The following is a 21,811-nucleotide window of genomic DNA, read 5'->3' on the forward strand; positions in this document are numbered from 1 at the left end:
AAAGTGAACCCACTGCATGTAAACGACCGGAAGATAATCGGGTGGTATAGTCTATAACTTGAGCGATTGGAGCCGGATGGCCTTGCTGCCAGCGCCGAAGATGACTATCAGGCAAACAAAGGAGATGTTATGAGCAGTCCGTTTATCGAGCAGATCAAAGCACGTCGCACCATCTATGCCCTGGGTGACCAGGTGTCCCATACGCCGGAGCAGCTGACGGCCCTGATCCAGGATGCCATCAAGCACAGCCCCTCCTCCTTCAACTCCCAGAGCTCCCGCGCCGTTATTCTGTTTGGCGCCCAGCACCACAAGCTGTGGGATATCGTCAAAGCCGAACTGAAAAAAATCGTGCCGCCGGAAGCCTATGCCCAGAGTGAAGCCAAGGTGGATGGCAGCTTCCGCGCAGGTTTTGGCACAGTGCTGTTCTTCGAGGACACCGACGTCATCAAGGATCTGCAGCAAAAATTCGCCCTCTATGCCGACAACTTCCCCATCTGGTCGGAACATGCCACCGGTATCGCCCAGTTTGCGGTCTGGACGACGCTGGCGCAGGAGAAGGTCGGCGCCTCCCTGCAGCACTACAATCCGCTCATCGACGAGGCGGTTCGCAAGGAGTGGAACCTGCCCGCCAGCTGGCTGCTGCGCGCCCAGATGCCCTTTGGCAGCATCAAGCAAGCTGCTGGCGACAAGACCTTTATCGACGACGCCACCCGTTTCCGCGTCTTCAAATAACAGTCAGATAGCAAAACGCCCCCGCAGTTCGGGGGCGTTTTTATTGCGACATAGGGTGCGGATGGCGATGGTTCATACCGCAATATGTGGCCGCAACGCGCTCTCTGCGCCGCTCAGGCGGGCAGCGTCACCAGCAGGGACGTCTCTCCAAGTTCCACCTTCACCTCGCGCCAGTCGCGGATCACCGCCACCACCGCCGGATTGAGCGGCGCATCGCCCCCCACTTGTACCACGGTACAGCCTGCGCGCAAGGCGCTCTCGATACCGGCTGACGCATCCTCGAACACCAGACAACGAGCGGGCGAGACGCCAAGCCGTGCAGCACCGAGCAGATAGGGCTCGGGGTCGGGTTTGCCATTGACCACAGCTTCGGCCCCCACCAGCAAGGCGGGCAGCGGCAAACCGGCACAATGCAGGCGGTGACGGGCAACCCGCTCACTGGCGGAGGTCACGATGGCCCAGCGCTGTGGCGGCAAGCAGCGCAACTGCTCGTCACATCCGGCGATGGCATCGCCGCCGGTATGCAGCATCTCCAGCTCGTCGAGCCGCGCCGCCTCCCGTTCCACATCCAATTGCAGGGCCAGCGCCCGGATCACCTCCCGCGAGCGCATACCGTGGCACATCGCCAGCACCGGCTCGGGATCGAGCTGATGTTCACGACACCAGATCCGCCATACCTTCTCCACATCGTCGGTCGAGCAGACCAGGGTGCCATCCATATCGAGCAGCAGGGCGGCGACCGCCACGGTTTTTGTACCGCCCATACAAACGCTCGGTTCACTACTCATGCCGGTAATCATGCCGCTACTCATGCAGAGACTCCCGCCAGCTCTGGCTGAACCCCCTGCAGCGCATCGGCAAAAGCCTGCTGCTGGGCGGCACGCTCATAACAGGCCAACGCCTGTTCGGCGCTGCCAGCCCACACCTGCAGCGGGCCGACCACAAAACCCTGTTGCAGCAGGCTGGCGAGCAGCTCCCCCGTTTCAGGCGCGGCCAGCGGCTGGGCCAGCACCAGGGTGCCCTTGATCAAAAAGAGATAGCGTTGGGTAGACATGATATGACTCCTTGTTCCAGATCGGAGGGGGCTCGGCTCCCCTTTCAGCGCCATTAGAACAGGGCGTTTAGATAATTTATAATGAGCAAATAGCCACTTTCGATAATCAAACGGAATGAAATTCGACCTCAAACAACTGCAGGCGTTCGTGATGCTGGCAGAGACCGCCAACTACCGGGAAGCGGCCAACCGCCTCTTCATTACCCAGCCAGCCCTCACCAAACAGATCCAGGGATTGGAGCAGACCCTCGGCAGCACCCTGTTCAATCGCGGCCGCCACGGCGCCGAACTGACCGCCGTCGGTGCCCAGTTGCTTACCCAGGCGAGTGCGCTGGTCGAGCACGGGCGGGAGTTCGAGAGGCATGCCCTGGCAGTAGCGAGCGGGATTGCCGGTCAGCTCAAGATTGGCTTTGGTCTGTCGAGCTTTGCGCTGGCCCCCTCGCTGGTCGCCCGCTTCAAACAGCAGGTGCCCGATGTGATGGTGCATCTGCAGGACATGCCCTCCGCCATCCAGCAGGAGCAGCTGCTCTCCGGCCAGCTCCAGCTTGGCTTTATGCGCCGCCCACAGCTGCCGCAACTGCGCGAGCACAGGTTGCTGATTGATCGGCTGGTTCTGGCGGTGCCAACCCGGATGACCTTGCCTGATCCGGCATCGTTTGATGTCCAGCAGGCGTTGACCAGCCAGCCGCTACTGCAGATGGTGGGCCACCGCTGCCCCGGTCTCAGCCAGCAGATCGCCGGTTTTCTCGGCGCCAACCGGCTGACCGGGATGATCCAGGAGGCCGAAGATATCCAGACCCTGGTAGCGCTGGTGGCCGCCGGGATCGGCAACGCCATCCTGCCGCGCAGCGTCAGCTTTATTGCCGGTCCCGATGTGACCCTCTATCCCCTCTTTGGCCCCAATTCCGAGTGGGAGGTCAGTCTGGTATGGAATCCCCTGTTTGCCGACCCCATTCGCGACAACTTCGTCAAGCTGGTGGTCGCCACTCACCCCACGCCTATCTCGGCCACGCCCGAGCGCTGATTGCAACGGCTATGGGTTGCTAACACTGTGCCCAGCCAAAACAGTGCGCCCCCAGCAAGGGGGCGCATGCAAAACCAGAGCGGCAATTCGGATCAACAGTTGGCACAGTGGCTGCGGTTTTTGCCCGCCCCCTTGGCGCTATAGAGCGCCGCATCAGCGGCAGCCAGCAACGCTACCTCTCCCTCCAGCGGATGCTCTGCCGTATAGGTGGCAATGCCAATACTGGCGCTGAGGTGAATATTATCCGCCACCACGATGTCGAGATCGTTGATGGCCTGGCGGATCTCCTCGCCAATCCGCTGGGCCGCATCCCGGTCGGTATTGCCAAGGATCAAGGCAAACTCGTCACCGCCAAAGCGGCAGGGAAGATCGGCCGGACGCTGGCAGAAAGATTGCAGCAAATGGCCCACCAGCTGAAGGGAGCCATCCCCCATCTGATGGCCAAGATGGTCATTGCACGCCTTGAAGTTATCGAGATCCAGCATGATGAGGGAGAGTGGGGTCTGCTCGCGCATGCTGCGCCGCCACTCGTTATGCAGAAAGCTGTTGAACAGCCGTCGATTGGCCAGTCCGGTCAGGGGATCGTGCAAAGAGAGGTTGGCCACCTCCAGCTCCAGCAACTTGCGCTCGGTGATATTGATATGAGCGACGGAAAAAAACTCGGCATCAAGGCCAGGCACCGGTGCGACCCGCATCATAAACCAGCGCTGGGTATCCGGACTGTGACAGGGGTACTCCAGATAGAACTTATCCTGCTGGTGACGGATAACCCGCAGGATCCCCTCCACGGCCGCCACCGCTGAGGGCTCTGCTTCGCCGTTGCAAGCCCCCATGTAATTGACCCCGAGCCAGTTATATCCCTTGGGCATGCCATTTTGTTCGGCAAACAGATCCCAGGCGAGATTGGTGTAATGGATCACCCCATTCCGGTCTATCACCGAGATCTGATCTTCCAGTGAGTTCAACAAGGCTGCCAGAGATTGCGCATGTTCGCCGAAGCGGTCGTTTGCGCCTTTCGGATCACCAGTCATGGGGAATATCCTGTAAAAAAAGTGGCTCGGAGCCACCTATTAACAATCAAGTCAGTTAATAGAGTAAAGCACCTAAACGCCACTTATCCAAGTGAACCCAAAAGACTTAAACAGGCTCATCCGGCAAGGCTGCAAACCATTTCAACATGCCGGATAAAAATGGAATTTTTCACTATAAATCAAGTATATAAAGTCAGATTAATGACCACACCACTGATTTTCACAGGGGATGCCATCCCCCTCTCCGTCCATTTTGGTATTCGGGCAGTTTTGCAAGAACCAGGTTGCCTCCTCGCAGGAGGTCATCTGGGAGCAATACTCCCGACCATCACACTGGCGAATAAATGTCGTTGCCTGTGGCGTGCTAACCGTAGCGCTGGCCTCTTCCTGATTGAAAGAGGAGATCGGCAAGGGCGCCATCGACTCGGCCGAGAAGCGTGAATAGATGGAAAAGAGACCGGCGAGCACCAGCAGGGGAATAAGTTTGCCGCGCCAACTGCTCTTGCGGCGCCGATAGGGGTTACGTCGCTCTCTGGTCGCGGTGGGTCGTGGCGGCTGGCTTGCCGCCCGCCATGATGGAGTTGCCGATGGTGTTGCTGACCTTGCTGCTGATGATGATGCAGAAAATGACGCGGCCGACGGCCCTGCATCAGCTAACGTGAGCGGGCGATCGGGGAAAAAAACCTGCAGCGCCCGCGGCTTGCCATCCTGACCACTGCCGATCAGATAAGTGACCCGCTCTCCCGGCTCGGGCAAGCGGCCATCAGATTGCAGCGCAGTGATATGCACAAACAGCCCACCACGCACGCCATGAGATGCCTGCTCATCGCCATGTTGCTCCGGCGTAATAAACCCGAAGCCGCGCGCCTCGTTCCAACTCGCGATCCGTCCTTGATAACGCATCTGTCCATCCCTGTTGTTATCCATGTGAGCACTCTCTTGCCCAACCATCATGTTGCCCAAAAGCACTGCGGCCCGACAGGGGGCCGCAGATTAAATCTCAAAACGGTGATCGGGCGCAGCCTGCGGTGGGCTTCAGGCCAGCTGGGCAACCTTGATGATTTCGGCGATGCGACCCAGCATCCGCAGCGAGGTGTGGTGCTCGGTGGCATCGGCGGCGGCGCAGGCATCCTCCAGAATGGTGATGGCGTAGTCCCGGTCATGACCATCCCGCGCCGCCGCCTGAATGGCCCAGCTGGTGCTCACTCCGCACAGATAGAGGTGGTCGATGTGGTTGGCCCGCAGTGCAGGCTCCAGCGCCGTGCCATAGAAGGGGCTCACTCTGGGCTTGGCCAGCACCAGATCGCCGGGTTGCACATCCAACTCCGGGTGAAAATCAGTGCCACTGTCACTCAGAGAGAGCGCACCCAGCTGGTGAGCGCGTCCAAACATGGGGGAGCCCTTGGGTTGCAGCTGATAACGACTGTCGAAACCGACCTTGATCAGCACTACCAGCCAACCGTGGGTGCGGGCATGGGCCAGCGCCTGATTGGCGTGGCCAATGGCATCCTGCTCCAGCACATGGGCCGCCGAAGCGGCGATGCGCCCGTCCGGATGGGCAATATCGTTGATAAAATCGATCACCAGCAGTGCCTTGTTCATCACCTTTGCTCCTTCGCAAATTCAGCCCTATCTATCTGGCTGCCGCCTGTCAAACCAGCCCCAAAGCATAACGCAGCGCCATCTCTTTGAGCGGGCCCGCCTTGTCAGCCAGATTGAGGGCCAGATTGCGGGCTAGCTTGAGGGGGCCAATCTCGTTGCTGAACACCCCGTAGAAGAGATCCATCCCCGACTGCATCAGCAGGTTGTCGGGGCGGCGACGACGCTCGTAACGATCGGCCAACGCCAGCTGATGCCAGTCAGCGCCAGCCCCTTGCAGCAGATCGACCCAGCAGGCCACATCCTTGAAGCCGAGGTTGACCCCCTGCCCCGCCAGCGGGTTGATGGTGTGGGCGGCATCACCGAGCAACACCACCCGACCGGCGTGGTAATCGTTGGCGTGGCGGCGCACCAGCGGGAAGCTCCCCTTGCCGGTGACGGTAAAACCGCCGAGGCGGCGCGGGAAGTGACGGCGCACTTCGGCGGCGAGCCCCTCGTTGCTCATGGCGGCCAACGCCCGGATCCGGGCCGGGCTGTCATACCACACCAGAGAGCCGTGCTGGCCGGGCAGCGGCAGGAAGGCGCGCGGGCCGCTCGGGGTAAACTGCTGCCAGGTGATATCTTCCTGCGCAAAGTCGGTGTCGATATTGATCAGCATGCAGTGCTGGCGGTACTCAAAACGCGATACACCGATACCGGCCAGCTTGCGGGTATGGGATTCGGCACCGTCACAGGCCAGCACCCAGCGAGCGGCAATTTCGGTGCCGTCGTCCAGGGTCAACACAGCGTCATCCGCACTCTGGCGCAAGCTCGTCACCGCCGCGGGAGTGTGGGTCTGGATAGTGGGGAAATCCTCCATCCGCTTGAGCAGGGCGAGCTGTACCAGCCGGTTCTCGATGATGTAGCCGAGCTGGGGCAGGCCGAGGTCGGCGGCGCTGAAGCGGGTGGCAAAACCGTCCAGCTCCCAGGTCTCCAGTCGGCGGTAGGGGCAGAGCCGCATCTGCTGCAGATGGTGCCAGGCACCGGCTTGCTCCAGCAACGCCACCGAGGCCTGACTGATGGCGGAGACCCGCAGATCCAGCGGCTGCTCTGGCGCGTAATGCTCAGGCAGTTGCGTCTCGATGACCCGCACCGAGAGGCCCTGGGCCGCCAGCAGGCAGGCGGTCGCGGCGCCCACCATGCCGGCGCCGACGATGGCGATATCACACTGTTCCATAAAATCATTCCTGAAAGGGTGCGTCCGGCGACTGCGCCAGGACGTGAACCGAATGGCTGCATGATAGCGCAAGGGCGGCTGATAAACAGTGAGGCAAATGGGGAATTGCTGCGTCAAATCAAGGAGAAAGGTTATCCACCCAGCTCAGGGCTCACAGCGGTAGCGCACCATTGCCAGCTGGATATTAGCTAGGCAGTATGCCGATTGCGGAGTAAAATGCGCGGTCCTTTGACCACGCCGATTTCAAAACAAGTCAAGAGAAGCAATGAGCAAGAAACTTCACATTAAAACCTGGGGTTGCCAGATGAACGAGTATGACTCGTCCAAAATGGCCGACCTGTTGGATGCCAGCAATGGCTACACACTCACCGAGGAGCCCGAAGAGGCAGATGTCTTGCTGCTGAATACCTGCTCCATCCGCGAAAAAGCGCAGGAGAAGGTGTTCCACCAGCTGGGTCGCTGGAAAAAGCTCAAGGCCAACAAGCCTGGTCTGGTGATCGGCGTAGGTGGCTGCGTCGCCTCCCAGGAAGGTGATGCCATTCGTCAACGCGCTCCCTATGTGGATATCGTGTTCGGCCCGCAGACCCTGCATCGCCTGCCCGCCATGATCAAGGAAGTGCAAGAGGGCCACGGTGCCCAGGTTGATATCGCCTTCCCCGAGATCGAAAAATTCGACAGCCTGCCCGAACCGCGCGCCGAAGGGGCTACCGCGTTCGTCTCCATCATGGAAGGCTGCTCCAAATACTGTACTTACTGCGTGGTGCCCTACACCCGCGGTGAAGAGGTGAGCCGGCCGCTGGACGACGTGCTCTACGAAATCGCCCAGCTCGCCCAACAGGGCGTGCGCGAAGTGAACCTGCTCGGTCAGAACGTCAACGCCTGGCGCGGCCCGACCTTTGATGACGGTATCTGCACCTTCGCCGAGCTACTGCGCCTGGTGGCCGCCATCGACGGTATCGATCGCATTCGCTACACCACCAGCCACCCGATCGAGTTCACCGACGACATCATCGAGGTCTACAAAGACACCCCGGAAGTGGTCAGCTTCCTGCACCTGCCGGTGCAGAGCGGCTCGGACCGGATCCTGACCATGATGAAGCGCCCGCACACCATCCTGGAGTACAAATCCAAGATCCGTCGCCTGCGTGCCGCCCGTCCCGACATCACCATCAGCTCCGACTTCATCGTGGGTTTCCCGAACGAAACAGACGAAGACTTTGAAGCGACCATGAAGCTGATCGAAGAGATCAACTTTGACATGAGCTACAGCTTCGTCTTCAGTCCGCGCCCGGGCACCCCGGCTGCCGACATGCCTGACGATGTCGACATGGAAGTGAAGAAAGCCCGACTGGCCCGCCTGCAGCACGTCATCAACAATCAGGCGATGCAGATTGGCCGCGCCATGCTGGGCACCACCCAGCGCATTCTGGTGGAAGGGCCCTCCAAGCTCGACCCGATGCAGCTGTGTGGCCGCACCGAGAACAACCGGGTGGTCAACTTCGAAGGGCAGCACACCCTGATCGGCGGCTTTGCCGATGTGGAGATCACCGAGGTTCGCCCCAACTCCCTGCGCGGCAAGTTCATCCGCGGCGAGAACGAGATGAACCTGCGCATCGCCACCGCCCCGAGCGAGATCCTGGCCCGTCGTCCCGACAATGTGCCAGACGAGCTGGGCGTGGCCGCTTTCACTCCCCATTAATCTCCCCCTCCCCATTCGCCCGACGGATGGGGAGCGCCTTGAGACGAGGATATTTTGAGCCGACACATCTCGACCCTGAATCTGCATCTGGAGCCTGCCGACAACCAGCGCCTTGCCAGCCTGTGCGGCCCCTTCGATGACAACATCAAGCAGCTGGAGCGCCGCCTCGGCGTCGAGATCAGCTACCGTGACAGCCACTTCCAGCTGGTGGGCAAACCGGCCCAGCTGGATGCCACCGCCGTCATCCTCAAACACCTCTATGTGGAAACCCAGCCGCTCAAGGGTGGCAAGGTGACCGACATCACCCCCGATATGGTCCATCTGGCCATTTCGGAGTCGCGGGTGCTGGAGCAGGATGACGAACCGGCACCGAGCATCCCCTATGGCAAGGAGGTGACGGTCAAGACCAAGCGCGGTCTCATCAAACCACGCAGCCCCAATCAGGCCCAGTACATCGCCAATATCGTGCGCCACGATATCTGCTTCGGCATCGGCCCTGCCGGTACCGGCAAGACCTATCTGGCGGTCGCAGCGGCTGTGGATGCCCTTGAGCGTCAAGAAATTCGCCGCATTCTGCTGACCCGTCCGGCGGTGGAAGCGGGCGAGAAGCTGGGCTTCCTGCCCGGCGATCTCTCCCAGAAGGTGGATCCTTACCTGCGTCCGCTCTACGACGCCCTGTTCGAAATGCTGGGCTTTGAGCGGGTCGAGAAACTGATGGAGCGCAACATCATCGAAGTGGCGCCGCTCGCCTACATGCGCGGCCGCACCTTGAACGATGCCTTCATCATTCTCGATGAGGCCCAGAACACCACCACCGAGCAGATGAAGATGTTCCTGACCCGGATCGGCTTCAACTCCAAAGCGGTGGTGACCGGTGACATCACCCAGGTAGACCTGCCGCGCAATGCCAAATCCGGCCTGCGCCATGCGCTGGAAGTGCTGCAAGGGGTCGATGGTCTGTCGTTCAACTTCTTCGAGTCCAAAGACGTGGTCCGCCACCCTGTTGTGGCCCGCATCGTGCAGGCTTACGAGGCATTCGATGCCAAACAGGCGGCTGAAAAAGCAGCCCCTTATACCGGTAAGGAAAGTACCGGCAAAGAGAGCACCAGCAAAGAGAGCGAGCAATGAGCGTAACCCTGGATCTGCAACTGGCCAGCGCCAGCACCGACGGCCTGCCCACCGAAACCCAGCTGCAAAGCTGGCTCGACGGCACCATTCTCGGCTTCCAGCAAGATGCTGAAGTGACGGTGCGTATCGTCGACGAGGCGGAGAGCAACGAGCTCAACCTCACCTATCGCGGCAAGGACAAGCCCACCAACGTGCTCTCCTTCCCGTTCGAGGCGCCGCCCGGTCTGGAGCTGCCGCTGCTCGGCGATCTGGTGATCTGCCGTCAGGTGGTGGAGCACGAAGCACAAGAGCAGAGCAAGCCCCTCATGGCCCACTGGGCCCACATGGTTGTGCACGGCAGTCTGCATCTGCTAGGTTATGACCATATCGAGGATGAGGAAGCCGAAGAGATGGAAGCGCTTGAGCGCGACATCATGCAGGAAATGGGCTTTGCCGATCCCTATCTGAACGACGAAGAGTAAAACGCCGGACGGTCATCGACTTGAAACAGCAGATGACCATCCTTATATAACCCGAACAAGTTCAAGTGTGTTTAAGCGAGTAACCAAGAGAAAAAATGACCGACGATCACCCTAGTACCGGCTCGCCGAAGAAAACCTGGCTCGACAAACTCAGCCAACTCTTCCAGGGCGAGCCAAAAGACCGCAATGATTTGGTAGATGTGATAGCCGATGCCGAAGAGCGAGACCTCATCGATCAGGACACCAAGGACATGATCGAGGGGGTGCTGGAGATCGCCGATCTTCGCGTCCGCGATATCATGATCCCCCGCTCCCAGATGGTGACCATCGAAAAATCCCAGCCGATCGACGAGATCCTGCCGGTGATTATCGCGTCCGGCCACTCCCGCTTCCCGGTGATCAACGAGGACAAGGATCATGTGGAGGGCATTCTGCTCGCCAAGGATCTGCTCCCGTTCGGGTTTGGCGGCCATCACGCCAGCGAGCCGCTACAGCTCGAGAAAATCTTGCGCCCCACGGTGATCGTCCCCGAAAGCAAACGGGTTGACCGTCTGCTCAAGGAGTTCCGTGAAGAGCGCTACCACATGGCCATCGTGGTCGACGAGTTTGGTGGCGTCTCCGGTCTGGTGACCATCGAAGACATACTGGAGCTGATCGTTGGCGAGATTGACGACGAGTTTGACGACATCGAGGATGAGCCGGACGAGATCCGCCGCCTCAGCAAGCGGGTCTTCTCCATCAGCGCCCTGACCGAGATCGAGGATTTCAACGACTTCTTCGGCACCAAATTCAGCGACGAAGAGGTGGATACGGTGGGCGGTCTGGTGATGCACGCCTTCAGCCACCTGCCCAAGAAGGGCGAGGAGATCGAGCTGGACGGCTACCTGTTCAAGGTGATGCATGCCGACCGACGCCGCCTGCAACAGTTGCAGGTGAAGATCCCCGAACACCACGCGGCGGCGCAATCCGAACCGCAGTAAGCAAATCCGCTCGCTGTTTGAAACAACGCCCCGACCTCGGGGCGTTGTGCTCTCTGCGACCGGCATCGAGGCTCGCCGTTGCCCCTCTTACAGGTTAAGATAGCGACCATTCGACCCCAATTGCCGACCAAGACGAGCACAATCGCCCGTGAAATCATCCCCCACTACATCAAAAATTCTGTTAAGCATCAGTGCTCTGGCTGCCGGTGCCATCGCCGTTTTTGCGTTTTCCCCCTTCGGCTACTGGCCGCTGGTGATCCCCTCCCTGCTCGGCCTCTATGCGCTGCTGGACAAGGCCGCGCCGAAACAGGCTGCCTGGCGCGGCTTTGGCTACGCCATGGGACTGTTCTTGCCGGGGCTGTGGTGGATCCACATCAGCATGACCGAGTTTGGCGGCATTCCGCTGCCGGTCGCCTTCGTGCTGCTGGCGGGGCTCTCCGCCTATCTGGCGCTCTACCCGACGCTGGCCTGCTGGGCCTTTGCCCGCTTCTTTGGCGGCCGTCACTGGAGCCGCTGGCTGCTCGCCTTCCCGGCCCTGTGGTTGGTCGCTGACTGGCTGCGCGGCTGGGTGATGACCGGCTTCCCCTGGCTCTGGTTTGGCTACAGCCAAATTGATGGCCCCCTCAAGGGCTTTGCCCCGATTCTCGGGGTACAGGGCATCACGCTGGCGCTGCTGCTCGGTACCTCCGCCATCTGGCTGGTGTGGAAATCCCGCTCCCCACTCTGGCTGGCGGTGCCCGCTCTGCTGGTTGCCAGCGCCCACGGCCTGATGCAACTCAACTGGGTTACCCGTGGCGAGCCGGTCAAGGTGGCGCTGGTACAGGGTAATATCGAACAGTCTCTCAAGTGGGATCCGGAAGCGCTGACCCCCACGGTGCGCACCTATCAGGACTTGAGCCGCGAGAATCAGGATGCCGACATCATCGTCTGGCCGGAGTCGGCAATCCCGGCTATCGAGAAGGCGATGGTTCCCTATCTGGAGAACCTCGACAAGGCGATGAAGGTAAACGATACCGGCCTGCTGGCCGGGATCATCCACTTCGACGAACAGCAACAGCGCTTCTACAACACCGTGCTCGGCATGGGAGTGCAAGATGCGGATGGCAAGGAGTCCTACTTCTACAGCCACCCCAACCGCTACAACAAGTACCACCTGCTGCCTGTTGGCGAGTTCGTGCCGTTTGAAGATCTGCTGCGTCCCATCGCCCCCTTCTTCAACCTGCCGATGTCCTCCTTCAGCCGGGGTGACGAGGTGCAACCGAACCTGATCGCCAAGGGGCTCAAGTTCGCTGCCGCCATCTGCTACGAGATCATCTTCCCGGAAGAGGTGCGCCGCAACGTCAATACCGATACCGACTTCCTGCTGACCGTCTCCAACGACGCCTGGTTCGGCACCAGCATCGGCCCCTGGCAACATATGGAGATCGCCCGGATGCGCGCGCTGGAGCTGGCTCGTCCGCTGCTGCGCGACACCAACACCGGCATCACCATCGTCACCGAGATCGATGGCAGCATCATCGGCCAGATCCCGCAGTTTGAAGCGGGCGTGCTGCGCAGCGAAGTGCGTCCCGCCCACGGTGAGACCCCCTACATGCGCTTTGGCAGCTGGCCCCTCTACGGTCTGACCGTCCTGCTGCTGGGTCTGGCCCTGGCGCTGCGCCCCAAGGCTCACCCCTGGGCTCGCGAGCTGTAACGCCCCCGCCCCCCCTAAATCAACGAGGCGCCCACAGGCGCCTCGTTTTTTTCCACAATTTATCCTGCATCTTTTTGCAGACAGCAGATCACATAGCCGTAACTGCCCAGATATCGGCGGTGGATGGCCACTTCCCGGCTCAAGTCCTGCCAGGCGGCACTCTCCCCCAGCTCGTCTCGGTAGCGCACCAGATTGACCTCAATGGGGTCCAGATAGTTGTTCCAGGCGCTCATCGGCAAAGGAGTGTGTGACAGGCAGCGGTAGCCTGCCGCTTGTACCGTCTCAAGCAGGCCAGTCAGCGTCTGCATGGCGGGATAATCCTGCTGCCAGAATGCCAATGCCTCCTCGGGCGGGTGATCGGTCAGCCAGACCGCATCACTGAGCACGATACAAGCCTGCGGGCTCGCGAGCAGCGGACGCCACGCCTTCAGCGCATTGGTAACCCCCATCACGTAAGCGCTCCCCTCTGCCCAAATGAGGTCGGCCGGGGCCAGATCGTCCGGCAGTGCCGCCATGTTGGCGCAGAGGGTGGAGACATGCTCAAAGCCCGCTGCACGGGCGGAGTGCACCACGGAGGCCAGCGCCTCCTCTTCCAGATCGATGGCCACAATGGCGGCATCGGTCACCTGAGCCAGCGCCATGGTCGAAGCACCGCGCCCGCAGCCCATGTCGAGGATCCGGCGCGGCCGGATGGGCAAGGCGGCAAACTGCTGCTGGGTGAAAGCGCGATCCCCCGGCCCCCAGTAACTCATGCCATCCAGCAGCTGGATAAAGTCCTTGATGTAACGCTCATGTTCATTCATGTCTTTGCTCAACCATTGCATGTGGTAGCGATCTTTCTCGCTAAAACCCTGTTTCATCACCCACGCGAAGTAGGCCTCCGGTGCCTCGCGCTGCAGTTGCAGCTGCCAGGCTTTGAATTCCTCACCGGAGCGCGGGTGCAGCCCTGCCAGATCCGCCAGCAGATCCCGGGCGAGCTGCATCCGCGCCAGCTCCTCATCCAGCTCCCTGACCCGGGCCTGCAATGCCGCCTGATCTATCTCGCCCGCCAGACAGGCGAGGCACTGCTTGAGGCTGAGACCACCTGCCTGCAGGGCCTGCACCATCTGCAGTCGCTGCAGATCCCCCTCGTCATAGTGGCGATAGCCGTTAGCGGCCCGGGTACCGGCAATTACCCCCAGCTTCTCGTAATAGAGCAGGGTGGAGCGGGCGAGGCCGCAGCGGCGGGCCAGTTCGGATATTTTCATGGCAATCACTCACGGTGCGGGCCCTCAGGTGACCCGATAGGGACGAGCTTAAACTGTGAAGCTATAGACGGGTCAACGCCCTTTTCCAGAGATCTGCCAACAAAAACGGCCACACGAGGGTGGCCGTTGTCATCAGCACAGTCAGCGTCTCAACCAGACTAGAGACCGGCGGCTTCCAGATGCTCCACCAGCAGCTGCACGCTGCGGTTGCCGCGCCACTCGTTGACATCGAGCCGGTAGACCAGCCGCACCCGTTTCACCGAGGCATCCGGCCAGCGCTTGAGATCGACGCCAAAGGCGATGGCATCCACCGCGTGACCGGAATCGGTAGTCAGCATCATCTTGAGGTGCTTCTCCCCCACCAGCCGCTGCTGAACCAGCACGAATTCGCCGTCAAACAGCGGTTCGGGGAAGGCCTGACCCCAGGGGCCGGAGGCGCGGATCAGTTCCGCCAGCTCGAGATTGAGCTCGTCCGATAGCAGCTCGCCATCGGTGAGCAGCACCCCGGTCAACAGCTCAGGGGTCACCAGTTCACTGATGACTGCCTCGAAAGCCCGACCGAACGCCTCGATATTGGCCTTGGGCAGGGTCAGCCCCGCCGCCATGGCGTGGCCGCCAAACTTGCCCATCAGGCCGGGGTGACGGGTGTCGAGCAGTTCCAGCGCATCGCGCAGGTGCACACCGGGGATAGAGCGACCGGAGCCCTTGAGCTCGGTCTCGCTGCTCTCGGCAAAGGCGATAACCGGGCGGTAATACTTCTCCTTCACCTTGGAAGCCACCAGCCCCACCACTCCCTGATGCCACTCGTTGCGGTGCAGCACGATGCCGGAGGGCACCTCGCCATCGCGAAAACGGATCTGCTCCAGGGTGGCGAGCGCCTCCTGCTGCATCCCCTGCTCGATCTCCTTGCGCTCCTGATTGAGGCTATCCATCTCGGAAGCGAGCTGGCGCGCCAGATTGAGATCATCGCTCAGCAGACAGGCGACCCCAAGCGACATGTCATCGAGGCGACCCACCGCATTGAGACGCGGCCCCAGCGCAAAACCGAGATCGGCAGCGGTGAGACGGCGACCATCGCGGCCGGAAACATCCACCAACGCCTGGATGCCGGGACGGCAACGGCCAGCCCGGATCCGCTGCAAGCCCTGATGCACCAAAATGCGGTTGTTGCCATCGAGCGCCACCACGTCGGCCACGGTGCCAAGAGCCACCAGATCGAGGTAATCGGCCACGTTGGGGGCACGCAGCCCCTGTTGCTCATACCAGCCGAGCTGGCGCAAATGGGTGTTGAGGGCCGCCATCAAGTAGAAGGCCACTCCCACCCCGGCCAGCGACTTGGAGGGGAAATCGCAGCCATGCTGGTTGGGATTAACTATCGCATCGGCGTCAGGCAACTCCTGGCCCGGCAAATGGTGATCGGTAACCAGTACCTGCATGCCGGCCGCCTTGGCCGCCGCCACCCCGGCGATGCTGGAGATGCCGTTATCCACCGTGATCAGAAACTCGGCACCGCGGGCCACCGCCAGCTCGACAATCTCGGGAGTAAGGCCATACCCGAACTCGAAGCGGTTGGGCACCAGAAAATCGATATGGCGACCGCCCATGGCGCGCAGGGCCAGCACGCACAAGGCAGAGCTGGTGGCACCATCGCAGTCGAAATCACCGACAATGAGGATCCGCTTTTGTGTCATCAGCGCATCCGCCAGCAGCGGCACCGCCTGCGCCATGCCAAACAACTGCTGGGGTGGCAGCAGCTGGCTGGCGCTGCGCTCGAGCAGGACGGGATCTTCTACGCCACGGCTGGCGAAGATTTGGCGAAGCAGCGGATGCAGGGTGGCGGGCAGATGAGAATCATCAACTCGCGGACGACGACGGATTTGCAGGGGCATCAATGAGATCCAGTATCTTGAGCAGCTGTTCAGGGCTCTGATACCCGCGCACCAGATCCCCGTCAGAGGAGACCCAGGCAGGCAGTACCTTGACCCCCAACCATTGGCTCAGGCCAATATTTTGAATAAGGGTCTCACTACATTCCTTTTGAGGCAAATAAGCTTTGAAGGGATCATTTTGCAACAGGGGATCACTGCACCAATCGGCAGCCCGCTCCGCATGGTCAATGACGGGATAAATCTCGATGCTCACCCCGGAAGCCTGCAGATGTTGCAGCGTGCTTGGCAGTTGGCGGCGCGCAGCGTCCTGTTCACCGATAAATAGGGCAACCCGGTGGCGTTCGTTCCTGGCCTTGAGTACCCGGGGAGTATGGGCAACCTGAGACAACCCCAGTCGGCGCTGGCTTCGCATGCCGGAGATAGTCAGGTTCTTCATGTCTCGGGTCATATCCAGCATGACCCCCTGCAACACATAGTCCCCTTTGGCATCGCTATAGAGTACCCCTTTGGAGGTGCCCAGCATATACAGGCCCGCAATAGGTGTCTGATCCACCATATAAACGGGTATCCCCAGCCGGGTAGAAATGGCTGTTTTCAAGGCTTGGGGATCCATCCCCGCTCTGGCAGCAAATGTGCACAGCAGCATCATTCCCAGTAGTAAATACTTCACTGGTTTACTCACGTGGTATGAATGAATGGACCCAGCAAAGTACAGCAGCATAGTGTGTTATTCAATCTGTTACTTAGCAAAAAATTAATATCACGCCGTACCAAAAAAAGCAGGCATGCCGATTGCCAAAAGGGAACCGCCCCAGCAAGCTAGTCATGACAACAGGAGTAACGCGGCCTCGCCTCCGTTTTCCTGATAAGGGATCCCCCTGCCCGCAGTGGGTGGCCTGTGCACAATCTTGTTTAATTTCGGAGGAAGAAATGAGTCTGATTCAAGAGTTCAAGGCCTTTGCATCGCGAGGCAACGTGATCGACATGGCAGTCGGTATCATCATTGGTGCCGCCTTTGGCAAGATTGTCTCCTCCTTCGTCGGTGACGTGATCATGCCGCCAATCGGTCTGATCCTGGGCGGGGTGGACTTCAGCGATCTGGCGGTCACCCTCAAGGCTGCCGAAGGCTCCGCCCCGGCTGTAGTTATCGCCTACGGCAAGTTCATCCAGACCATCATCGATTTTCTGATCATCTCCTTCGCCATCTTCATGGGGCTGAAGGCCATCAATACCCTCAAGAAGAAGCAGGAAGAGGAAGCCGCAGCGCCGGTAGGCCCGACCAGGGATCAGGAGCTGCTGACCGAGATCCGCGACCTGCTGAAATCCCAGCAGGGGAAATAAACGCCACCTCCTGTCGTGTAATGCCAAAAAAACCGCCTGCTGGCGGTTTTTTGTTGTGGGAGGCCCGACACTCAGGCTCTGGGGTGGTGCTCACCGTGCAGCGCCTTGAGTCGCTCGTTGGCCACATGGGTGTAGATCTGGGTAGTGGAGAGATCCGCGTGACCCAGCAGCATCTGCACCACCCGCAGGTCGGCGCCGTGGTTGAGCAGATGAGTGGCAAAGGCGTGGCGCAAGGTATGGGGGGATAGCTCGCAGTTAATCCCGGCCCGCTGCGCGTAGAGCTTAATGCGGTGCCAGAAAGTCTGGCGGGTCATCATCTGCGCCCGCTTGGAAGGGAACACCACATCCGAGCTGGTGCCACCGAGCAGCAGCGTGCGCGCCTCACGGTAGTAGCGCTCCAGCCAGTGCATCGCCTCCTCCCCCATCGGCACCAGCCGCTCCTTGTTGCCCTTGCCGACCACCCGCACCAGACCCTGGCGCAAACTGACATGCTCGGCGGTCAGCCCCACCAGCTCGGAGACCCGCAGCCCGGTGGCGTAGAGCAGCTCCAGCATCGCCTTGTCCCGCAGCTCCAGCGGGTCATCCACTAGCGGGGCAGTCAGCAGCGCTTCCACTTCCGCTTCGCTCAAGTCGGAAGGGAGCTTCTTGGGCAGCTTGGGCCCCTCCAGCAGCACGGTGGGATCGTCGCTGCGCAGCTTCTCGCGGTTGAGATACTGATAAAAGCGGCGCAGGGCCGAGAGAAAACGGGCGGTGCTGCTCGCCGCAAACTGCTGATCAACCCGCCAGGCGAGGTAGTGCTGAATATCATCCATCCCCGCCAGCAGCAGGGAGCTGCCCTGCTCATCGAGCCAGAGGGCGAATTTCACCAGATCGGTGCGATAGGAGCTGACCGTGTTGTCAGAGAGCCCCCGCTCCAGCCAGAGGGCGTCGAGGAAGGGTTCAATCAGGGGATGGTTATCAGGCTTGCTCATGGTGTATTGCAATCAGGGGTCGATAACCCATTGTAACGCGCTAACTCATTGGCAACACAAGGCACTTTTGCCCATCCCTCTGCCGGGCGGTGAAGGTCGATTGGCAATCTGCTAGACTGGCCCCTTCCCTTACGTCACCCATCGTGGTGCCCACATGGCGTCGTCCACACGAGCAAGCGAGACCGCGCCAAAGGCAAGCGAGAAAGCGCCAACAGAGAGAAGAGCGATGAAGATTGGCCTGTTTTACGGTTCTACCACCTGTTACACCGAGATGGCTGCCGAGAAGATCCGCACCCTCATCGGCCAGGATCTGGTGGATATCCACAATATCAAGGATGTCTCCCTGCGCCGGATGGAGGATTACGAAATCCTGATCCTCGGCATCTCTACCTGGGATTTCGGCGAGCTGCAGGAAGATTGGGAATCCCGCTGGGAAGATATCGACGGACTCGAGCTGGGGGGACGCATCATTGCCCTGTTTGGCCTCGGCGATCAGCTCGGTTATGGCGAATGGTTCCAGGATGCTCTCGGCATGCTGCACGATCAGCTGGTCCCCAAAGGGGTCAAGCTGGTGGGCTACTGGCCCAATGAAGGCTACGAGTTCGATGCATCCAAGGCACTGATCGACGATGGCCGCCACTTTGTCGGACTGGCGCTGGACGATGCCAACCAGTATGACCAAACCGACTCCCGCATCGAGCAGTGGGTCGAACAGATCCTGAGTGAAATCCACGCCCTGCTCTGAACCGGCACCTCCTTCTCAAGGCGGCTAATTGCCCTATGCAATGGCCGCCGGGCGCAGTTATCGCACCGATTTTCTCAATCAGTATCATCGTGTGACACTGTAGCGACTTTTGCGTGCAGGTCTGCAACAATGAAACCGACCCCCCATAACAATCAACGTCGGGGTCGGAAGCAAACAGACAGACCAGAAAAGGATATTCTATGACTCTATTCTCCCTGTTGGCCCCCGCCATCGCCCGCGACGTGCTCGATCACGCGCTGGCACTGGGTGCCGATTTCGCCGAGCTGTTTGTCGAGCGCAAGCGCCGCAGCCAGCTCAGCCTGCTCTCCAGCCAGATAGAGAACATCAGTGGTGGCCTCGATTTCGGCATCGGCGTGCGCCTCTGCTATGGCCACAAGGTGCTCTACGGCTACACCAATCTGGTCAGCCGCGACGAGCTGCTGCGCATCGTCACCCTGCTGGCGGCCAAAGACCGCCGCGATCCGGTGGTGACCGCGACCGCCTTTGATTTCACTCGTCTGACCGACCGCAACCCGGTCGCCCTGCCCCTGTCGGCCGACAAGCTGCTGGAGCAGAAGATCGCCTATCTGCACGCCATGGATGCGGTAGCCCGCGCCGAGAGCAGCAAGGTGAGCCAGTTCTCCGGCAACGTGCTGGGCTGGGAGCAGGAGGTGGAGATCTTCAACAGCGAAGGGTTGCAGGTAGCCGATCGTCGCCACTACAACCGCATCATGGCCCAGACCATCGCCCGGGAAGGGAGCGAGCAGAGCGTCGGCTACGAAGCACCGGGCGCCCTGATGGGCTGGGAACATGCCGAGCGCATCGACCCGCGCGAGCTGGCGCTCACCGCCACTCGTCAGGCGCTGGTGAAGCTGGGGGCAGCCCCCTGCCCGAGCGGCACCCTGCCGGTCATCATGGAGAACGGCTTTGGCGGCGTCATCTTCCACGAGGCGTGCGGCCACCTGCTGGAGACCACCTCGGTGGCCAAGAAGGCGTCGGTCTTCCACGACAAGATGGGCCAGCTTATCGCCAATCCGGTGGTCAATGCGGTGGATGAAGGCCTGCAGAGCAACGTCTGGGGCTCCATCAACGTCGATGACGAGGGGATGGCGACCCAGCATACCCAGCTCATCAAGAATGGCGTGCTGACCGGTTTTCTGGTGGACAGAATGGGGGCTCTCAAAACGGGCTACGCACGCACCGGCTCGGGTCGGCGTGAATCGTACAAGTACGCCCCCACCTCGCGCATGCGCAACACCTATATCGAACCGGGCAACCACAGCCTCGACGATATGCTGGCCACCGTCGAACACGGTATCTACGCCAAGAAGATGGGGGGTGGCTCGGTACAGCCCGGCACCGGCGAGTTCAACTTCAACGTGCAGGAGGCCTACCTCATCGAGCATGGCAAGATCACCAAGCCGCTCAAGTCGGCCACCCTGATCGGCACCGGCCCGCAGGTGCTGAAAGAGATCTCCATGGTCGGCAGCAATCTGGCGCTGGCCGCCGGTATGTGCGGCTCGGTATCGGGCTCGGTGCCGACTTCAGTCGGCCAACCGGCCCTTAAAGTGGACAATATTCTGGTGGGAGGGAACGCCTGATGAGCGCCATCGACATGAACCAACTGCTCACTCGCCTGCTGGACAAGGTGGCCGATCTCAACGCCGAAGCGGACATCATCGCCAATCAGGAGAAAGCCTTCTCCCTCAAGGCCGACAAGGGGGAGCTCGGTGAATACAAGGTGACCAGCAGTCAGCAGCTCGGCATTCGCCTGATAAAAGAGGGTCGGGTCGGCATCGCCTACTCGGAATCCCTCGATGAGCTGGCGCTCGATGCCATGCTGCAGGATGCGCTCGATGCCAGCCGCGTTGCCAAGGTGGATGCGGATCAGCGCATCTCGGTGGCCAATAGCCGGATCACCACAGATTGCGCCGAGATCAACCAGCCCGATACCACGCCGGTAGAGGAGAAGATCGCCCTGGCCCTGCGCCTGGAGTCTGACATGCTGGCGATGCCCGATGTGAGCGGCGCCCCCTACAACAGCTTCTTCGAAGGGGAGAGCCAGCTCTGGCTCGCCAACAGTCAGGGCACCCTCTGCCAGCACGGCGAGTTCAGCGTCGGCTGCTACACCTCGGCACTGGTCGAACGGGATGGCCGCCAGTCGATGCACTCGCAGGGGCAGTATGGCCGTCGCTTCGACGAGCTGGATAGCCAGTTGCTCATCAACCAGATCTATGCCGTCGCCAGCGATCTGCTGCCGGGCGAGGCGGTGCCGGGTGGCCGCTACAGCGTCATCTTCAGCACCAACTGTTTCGCCAGCCTGTTTGGCTGCTTTCAGGGTGTGCTGTCGGGCAAGTGGGCCCAACAAGGGATCAACCCATGGCGGGACAAGGTGGGGCAGAGCGTCGCCTCCCGCTGGCTCACTCTGGAAAGCCGGGTCTACATGCCGGGCGGCATGAATATCAAGGCGTTTGATGGCGAGGGGGCTGCCAGCTCGGATCTGCTGCTGATTGGCGAGGGGGAGCTGAAAACCCTGCTCCACAACAGTGCTACCGCCCGCCACTTTGGTGTCGCCAGCAACGGCTCGGCCGCCCGCGGTGCCCGCAGCGCCCTCGATGTCACCGCTCGCCATCTGGTCTTTGGCGCAGGCCCCCACAGCGAAGCGGAGGTGCAGAGCGGCGACTATCTGGAGCTGGTCAAGCTGGACGGTCTGCACTCCGGTGCCGATGCAGTCAGCGGCGACTTCTCCTTTGGCGCGTCCGGGTTTCTCTGTCGCGATGGGGTTCGCCTGCAGCCGGTACGCGGCATCACGGTGGCGGGCAACTTCTATCGCCTGCTGGGCGAGCTGGAAGCAGTCGGGGATACCCTGCACCACAACGATGGCAAGGGTTTCTACGCCCCGCAGATCCGTTTTGGCGGTCTCAGTGTTGCGGGCAAGTAATCCTGCCTGACGGACGGCGCCCCGGGTCAGCTCCTGGCCCGGGGCGCCGTTTTTTCATCT

Annotated in this window: 21 protein-coding genes; 11 read left to right on the forward strand and 10 right to left on the reverse strand. The window is 60.8% G+C overall.

Translation table 11 applies throughout. The annotated features are described in order from the left end of the window. Positions 1 to 129 precede the first annotated feature (129 nt). Complete coding sequence (locus tag ACE1BR_RS11280) at positions 130 to 732, forward strand: nitroreductase family protein (RefSeq protein ID WP_374870289.1); 603 nt, start codon at positions 130 to 132, stop codon at positions 730 to 732. 113 nt (positions 733 to 845) lie between these two features. Here the strand turns inward: ACE1BR_RS11280 and ACE1BR_RS11285 are convergent, their stop codons facing one another. Beyond that, positions 846 to 1,532 (reverse strand): HAD-IA family hydrolase, encoded by a 687-nt coding sequence (locus tag ACE1BR_RS11285; protein ID WP_374870505.1) that lies wholly within the window; start codon positions 1,530 to 1,532, stop codon positions 846 to 848. 8 nt (positions 1,533 to 1,540) lie between these two features. After that, positions 1,541 to 1,786 carry a hypothetical protein gene (locus tag ACE1BR_RS11290; protein ID WP_124241847.1) on the reverse strand — a complete coding sequence of 82 codons (246 nt, stop codon included), beginning with the start codon at positions 1,784 to 1,786 and terminating at the stop codon, positions 1,541 to 1,543. A gap of 115 nt (positions 1,787 to 1,901) precedes the next feature. On the opposite strand from ACE1BR_RS11290, the gene ACE1BR_RS11295 reads away from it, so the two are divergent. Next, entirely contained in the window at positions 1,902 to 2,810 is a 909-nt protein-coding gene (locus ACE1BR_RS11295; protein WP_374870291.1) for a LysR substrate-binding domain-containing protein, read from the forward strand. A gap of 92 nt (positions 2,811 to 2,902) precedes the next feature. Here ACE1BR_RS11295 and ACE1BR_RS11300 read toward each other — a convergent pair whose 3' ends face one another. From ACE1BR_RS11300 to ACE1BR_RS11315, 4 genes are all read right to left on the reverse strand, one after another. Beyond that, entirely contained in the window at positions 2,903 to 3,841 is a 939-nt protein-coding gene (locus ACE1BR_RS11300; RefSeq protein ID WP_374870293.1) for a diguanylate cyclase, read from the reverse strand. Positions 3,842 to 4,039: 198 nt separating this feature from the next. Further along, positions 4,040 to 4,744, reverse strand: a complete 705-nt coding sequence (locus ACE1BR_RS11305) for an excalibur calcium-binding domain-containing protein (protein ID WP_374870295.1) — start codon at positions 4,742 to 4,744, stop codon at positions 4,040 to 4,042. 132 nt (positions 4,745 to 4,876) lie between these two features. Further along, complete coding sequence (locus tag ACE1BR_RS11310; RefSeq protein ID WP_374870297.1) at positions 4,877 to 5,443, reverse strand: isochorismatase family cysteine hydrolase; 567 nt, start codon at positions 5,441 to 5,443, stop codon at positions 4,877 to 4,879. Between the two features lie 49 nt (positions 5,444 to 5,492). Next, positions 5,493 to 6,656, reverse strand: coding sequence for an FAD-dependent oxidoreductase (locus tag ACE1BR_RS11315; protein ID WP_374870299.1), 1,164 nt, complete (start codon positions 6,654 to 6,656; stop codon positions 5,493 to 5,495). A gap of 265 nt (positions 6,657 to 6,921) precedes the next feature. On the opposite strand from ACE1BR_RS11315, the gene miaB reads away from it, so the two are divergent. The 5 genes from miaB to lnt all read left to right on the forward strand — a co-directional run bounded on the left by miaB (position 6,922) and on the right by lnt (position 12,617). Continuing rightward, a complete protein-coding gene (gene miaB, locus ACE1BR_RS11320; protein WP_374870301.1) occupies positions 6,922 to 8,355 on the forward strand; it encodes a tRNA (N6-isopentenyl adenosine(37)-C2)-methylthiotransferase MiaB in 1,434 nt (477 codons plus the stop codon). Positions 8,356 to 8,409: 54 nt separating this feature from the next. Next, positions 8,410 to 9,483, forward strand: a complete 1,074-nt coding sequence (locus ACE1BR_RS11325) for a PhoH family protein (protein ID WP_374870303.1) — start codon at positions 8,410 to 8,412, stop codon at positions 9,481 to 9,483. Then, a complete protein-coding gene (gene ybeY, locus ACE1BR_RS11330) occupies positions 9,480 to 9,944 on the forward strand; it encodes an rRNA maturation RNase YbeY (protein WP_374870305.1) in 465 nt (154 codons plus the stop codon). The genes ACE1BR_RS11325 and ybeY overlap by 4 nt, the downstream gene beginning before the upstream one ends. Positions 9,945 to 10,039: 95 nt before the next feature. Continuing rightward, a complete protein-coding gene (gene corC / locus ACE1BR_RS11335; RefSeq protein ID WP_374870307.1) occupies positions 10,040 to 10,924 on the forward strand; it encodes a CNNM family magnesium/cobalt transport protein CorC in 885 nt (294 codons plus the stop codon). A gap of 148 nt (positions 10,925 to 11,072) precedes the next feature. Next, positions 11,073 to 12,617, forward strand: a complete 1,545-nt coding sequence (gene lnt / locus ACE1BR_RS11340) for an apolipoprotein N-acyltransferase (protein ID WP_374870309.1) — start codon at positions 11,073 to 11,075, stop codon at positions 12,615 to 12,617. A 59-nt stretch (positions 12,618 to 12,676) separates the two neighbouring features. Here lnt and ACE1BR_RS11345 read toward each other — a convergent pair whose 3' ends face one another. From ACE1BR_RS11345 to ACE1BR_RS11355, 3 genes are all read right to left on the reverse strand, one after another. Next, positions 12,677 to 13,864, reverse strand: a complete 1,188-nt coding sequence (locus ACE1BR_RS11345; protein WP_374870311.1) for a MerR family transcriptional regulator — start codon at positions 13,862 to 13,864, stop codon at positions 12,677 to 12,679. Positions 13,865 to 14,022: 158 nt separating this feature from the next. Then, the gene (gene recJ, locus ACE1BR_RS11350; RefSeq protein ID WP_374870313.1) at positions 14,023 to 15,753 is read right to left on the reverse strand and encodes a single-stranded-DNA-specific exonuclease RecJ; all 1,731 of its coding nucleotides are present in this window, start codon (positions 15,751 to 15,753) and stop codon (positions 14,023 to 14,025) included. Next, positions 15,719 to 16,366 carry a disulfide isomerase DsbC N-terminal domain-containing protein gene (locus ACE1BR_RS11355; protein ID WP_374870507.1) on the reverse strand — a complete coding sequence of 216 codons (648 nt, stop codon included), beginning with the start codon at positions 16,364 to 16,366 and terminating at the stop codon, positions 15,719 to 15,721. Before ACE1BR_RS11355 ends, recJ begins: the two co-directional genes overlap by 35 nt. 317 nt (positions 16,367 to 16,683) lie before the next feature. On the opposite strand from ACE1BR_RS11355, the gene mscL reads away from it, so the two are divergent. After that, complete coding sequence (mscL, locus tag ACE1BR_RS11360) at positions 16,684 to 17,094, forward strand: large-conductance mechanosensitive channel protein MscL (protein ID WP_374870315.1); 411 nt, start codon at positions 16,684 to 16,686, stop codon at positions 17,092 to 17,094. Positions 17,095 to 17,165: 71 nt separating this feature from the next. On the opposite strand, the gene xerD is transcribed toward mscL, so the two are convergent. Continuing rightward, positions 17,166 to 18,065, reverse strand: a complete 900-nt coding sequence (gene xerD / locus ACE1BR_RS11365; protein ID WP_374870317.1) for a site-specific tyrosine recombinase XerD — start codon at positions 18,063 to 18,065, stop codon at positions 17,166 to 17,168. Positions 18,066 to 18,291: 226 nt separating this feature from the next. Here xerD and fldB point away from each other — a divergent pair, with 226 nt between their 5' ends. The 3 genes from fldB (at position 18,292) to ACE1BR_RS11380 (ending at position 21,751) form a co-directional block, all read left to right on the forward strand. Beyond that, the gene (gene fldB, locus ACE1BR_RS11370; protein WP_374870319.1) at positions 18,292 to 18,810 is read left to right on the forward strand and encodes a flavodoxin FldB; all 519 of its coding nucleotides are present in this window, start codon (positions 18,292 to 18,294) and stop codon (positions 18,808 to 18,810) included. 200 nt (positions 18,811 to 19,010) lie between these two features. After that, positions 19,011 to 20,411 (forward strand): TldD/PmbA family protein, encoded by a 1,401-nt coding sequence (locus tag ACE1BR_RS11375; protein ID WP_374870321.1) that lies wholly within the window; start codon positions 19,011 to 19,013, stop codon positions 20,409 to 20,411. Beyond that, positions 20,411 to 21,751, forward strand: a complete 1,341-nt coding sequence (locus ACE1BR_RS11380) for a TldD/PmbA family protein (RefSeq protein ID WP_374870323.1) — start codon at positions 20,411 to 20,413, stop codon at positions 21,749 to 21,751. Before ACE1BR_RS11375 ends, ACE1BR_RS11380 begins: the two co-directional genes overlap by 1 nt. The last annotated feature ends 60 nt before the right edge of the window (positions 21,752 to 21,811 follow it).

Origin of the sequence: Aeromonas sp. MdU4 (genome assembly GCF_041929505.1) — a bacterium.
Classification (GTDB): Bacteria; Pseudomonadota; Gammaproteobacteria; order Enterobacterales; family Aeromonadaceae; genus Aeromonas.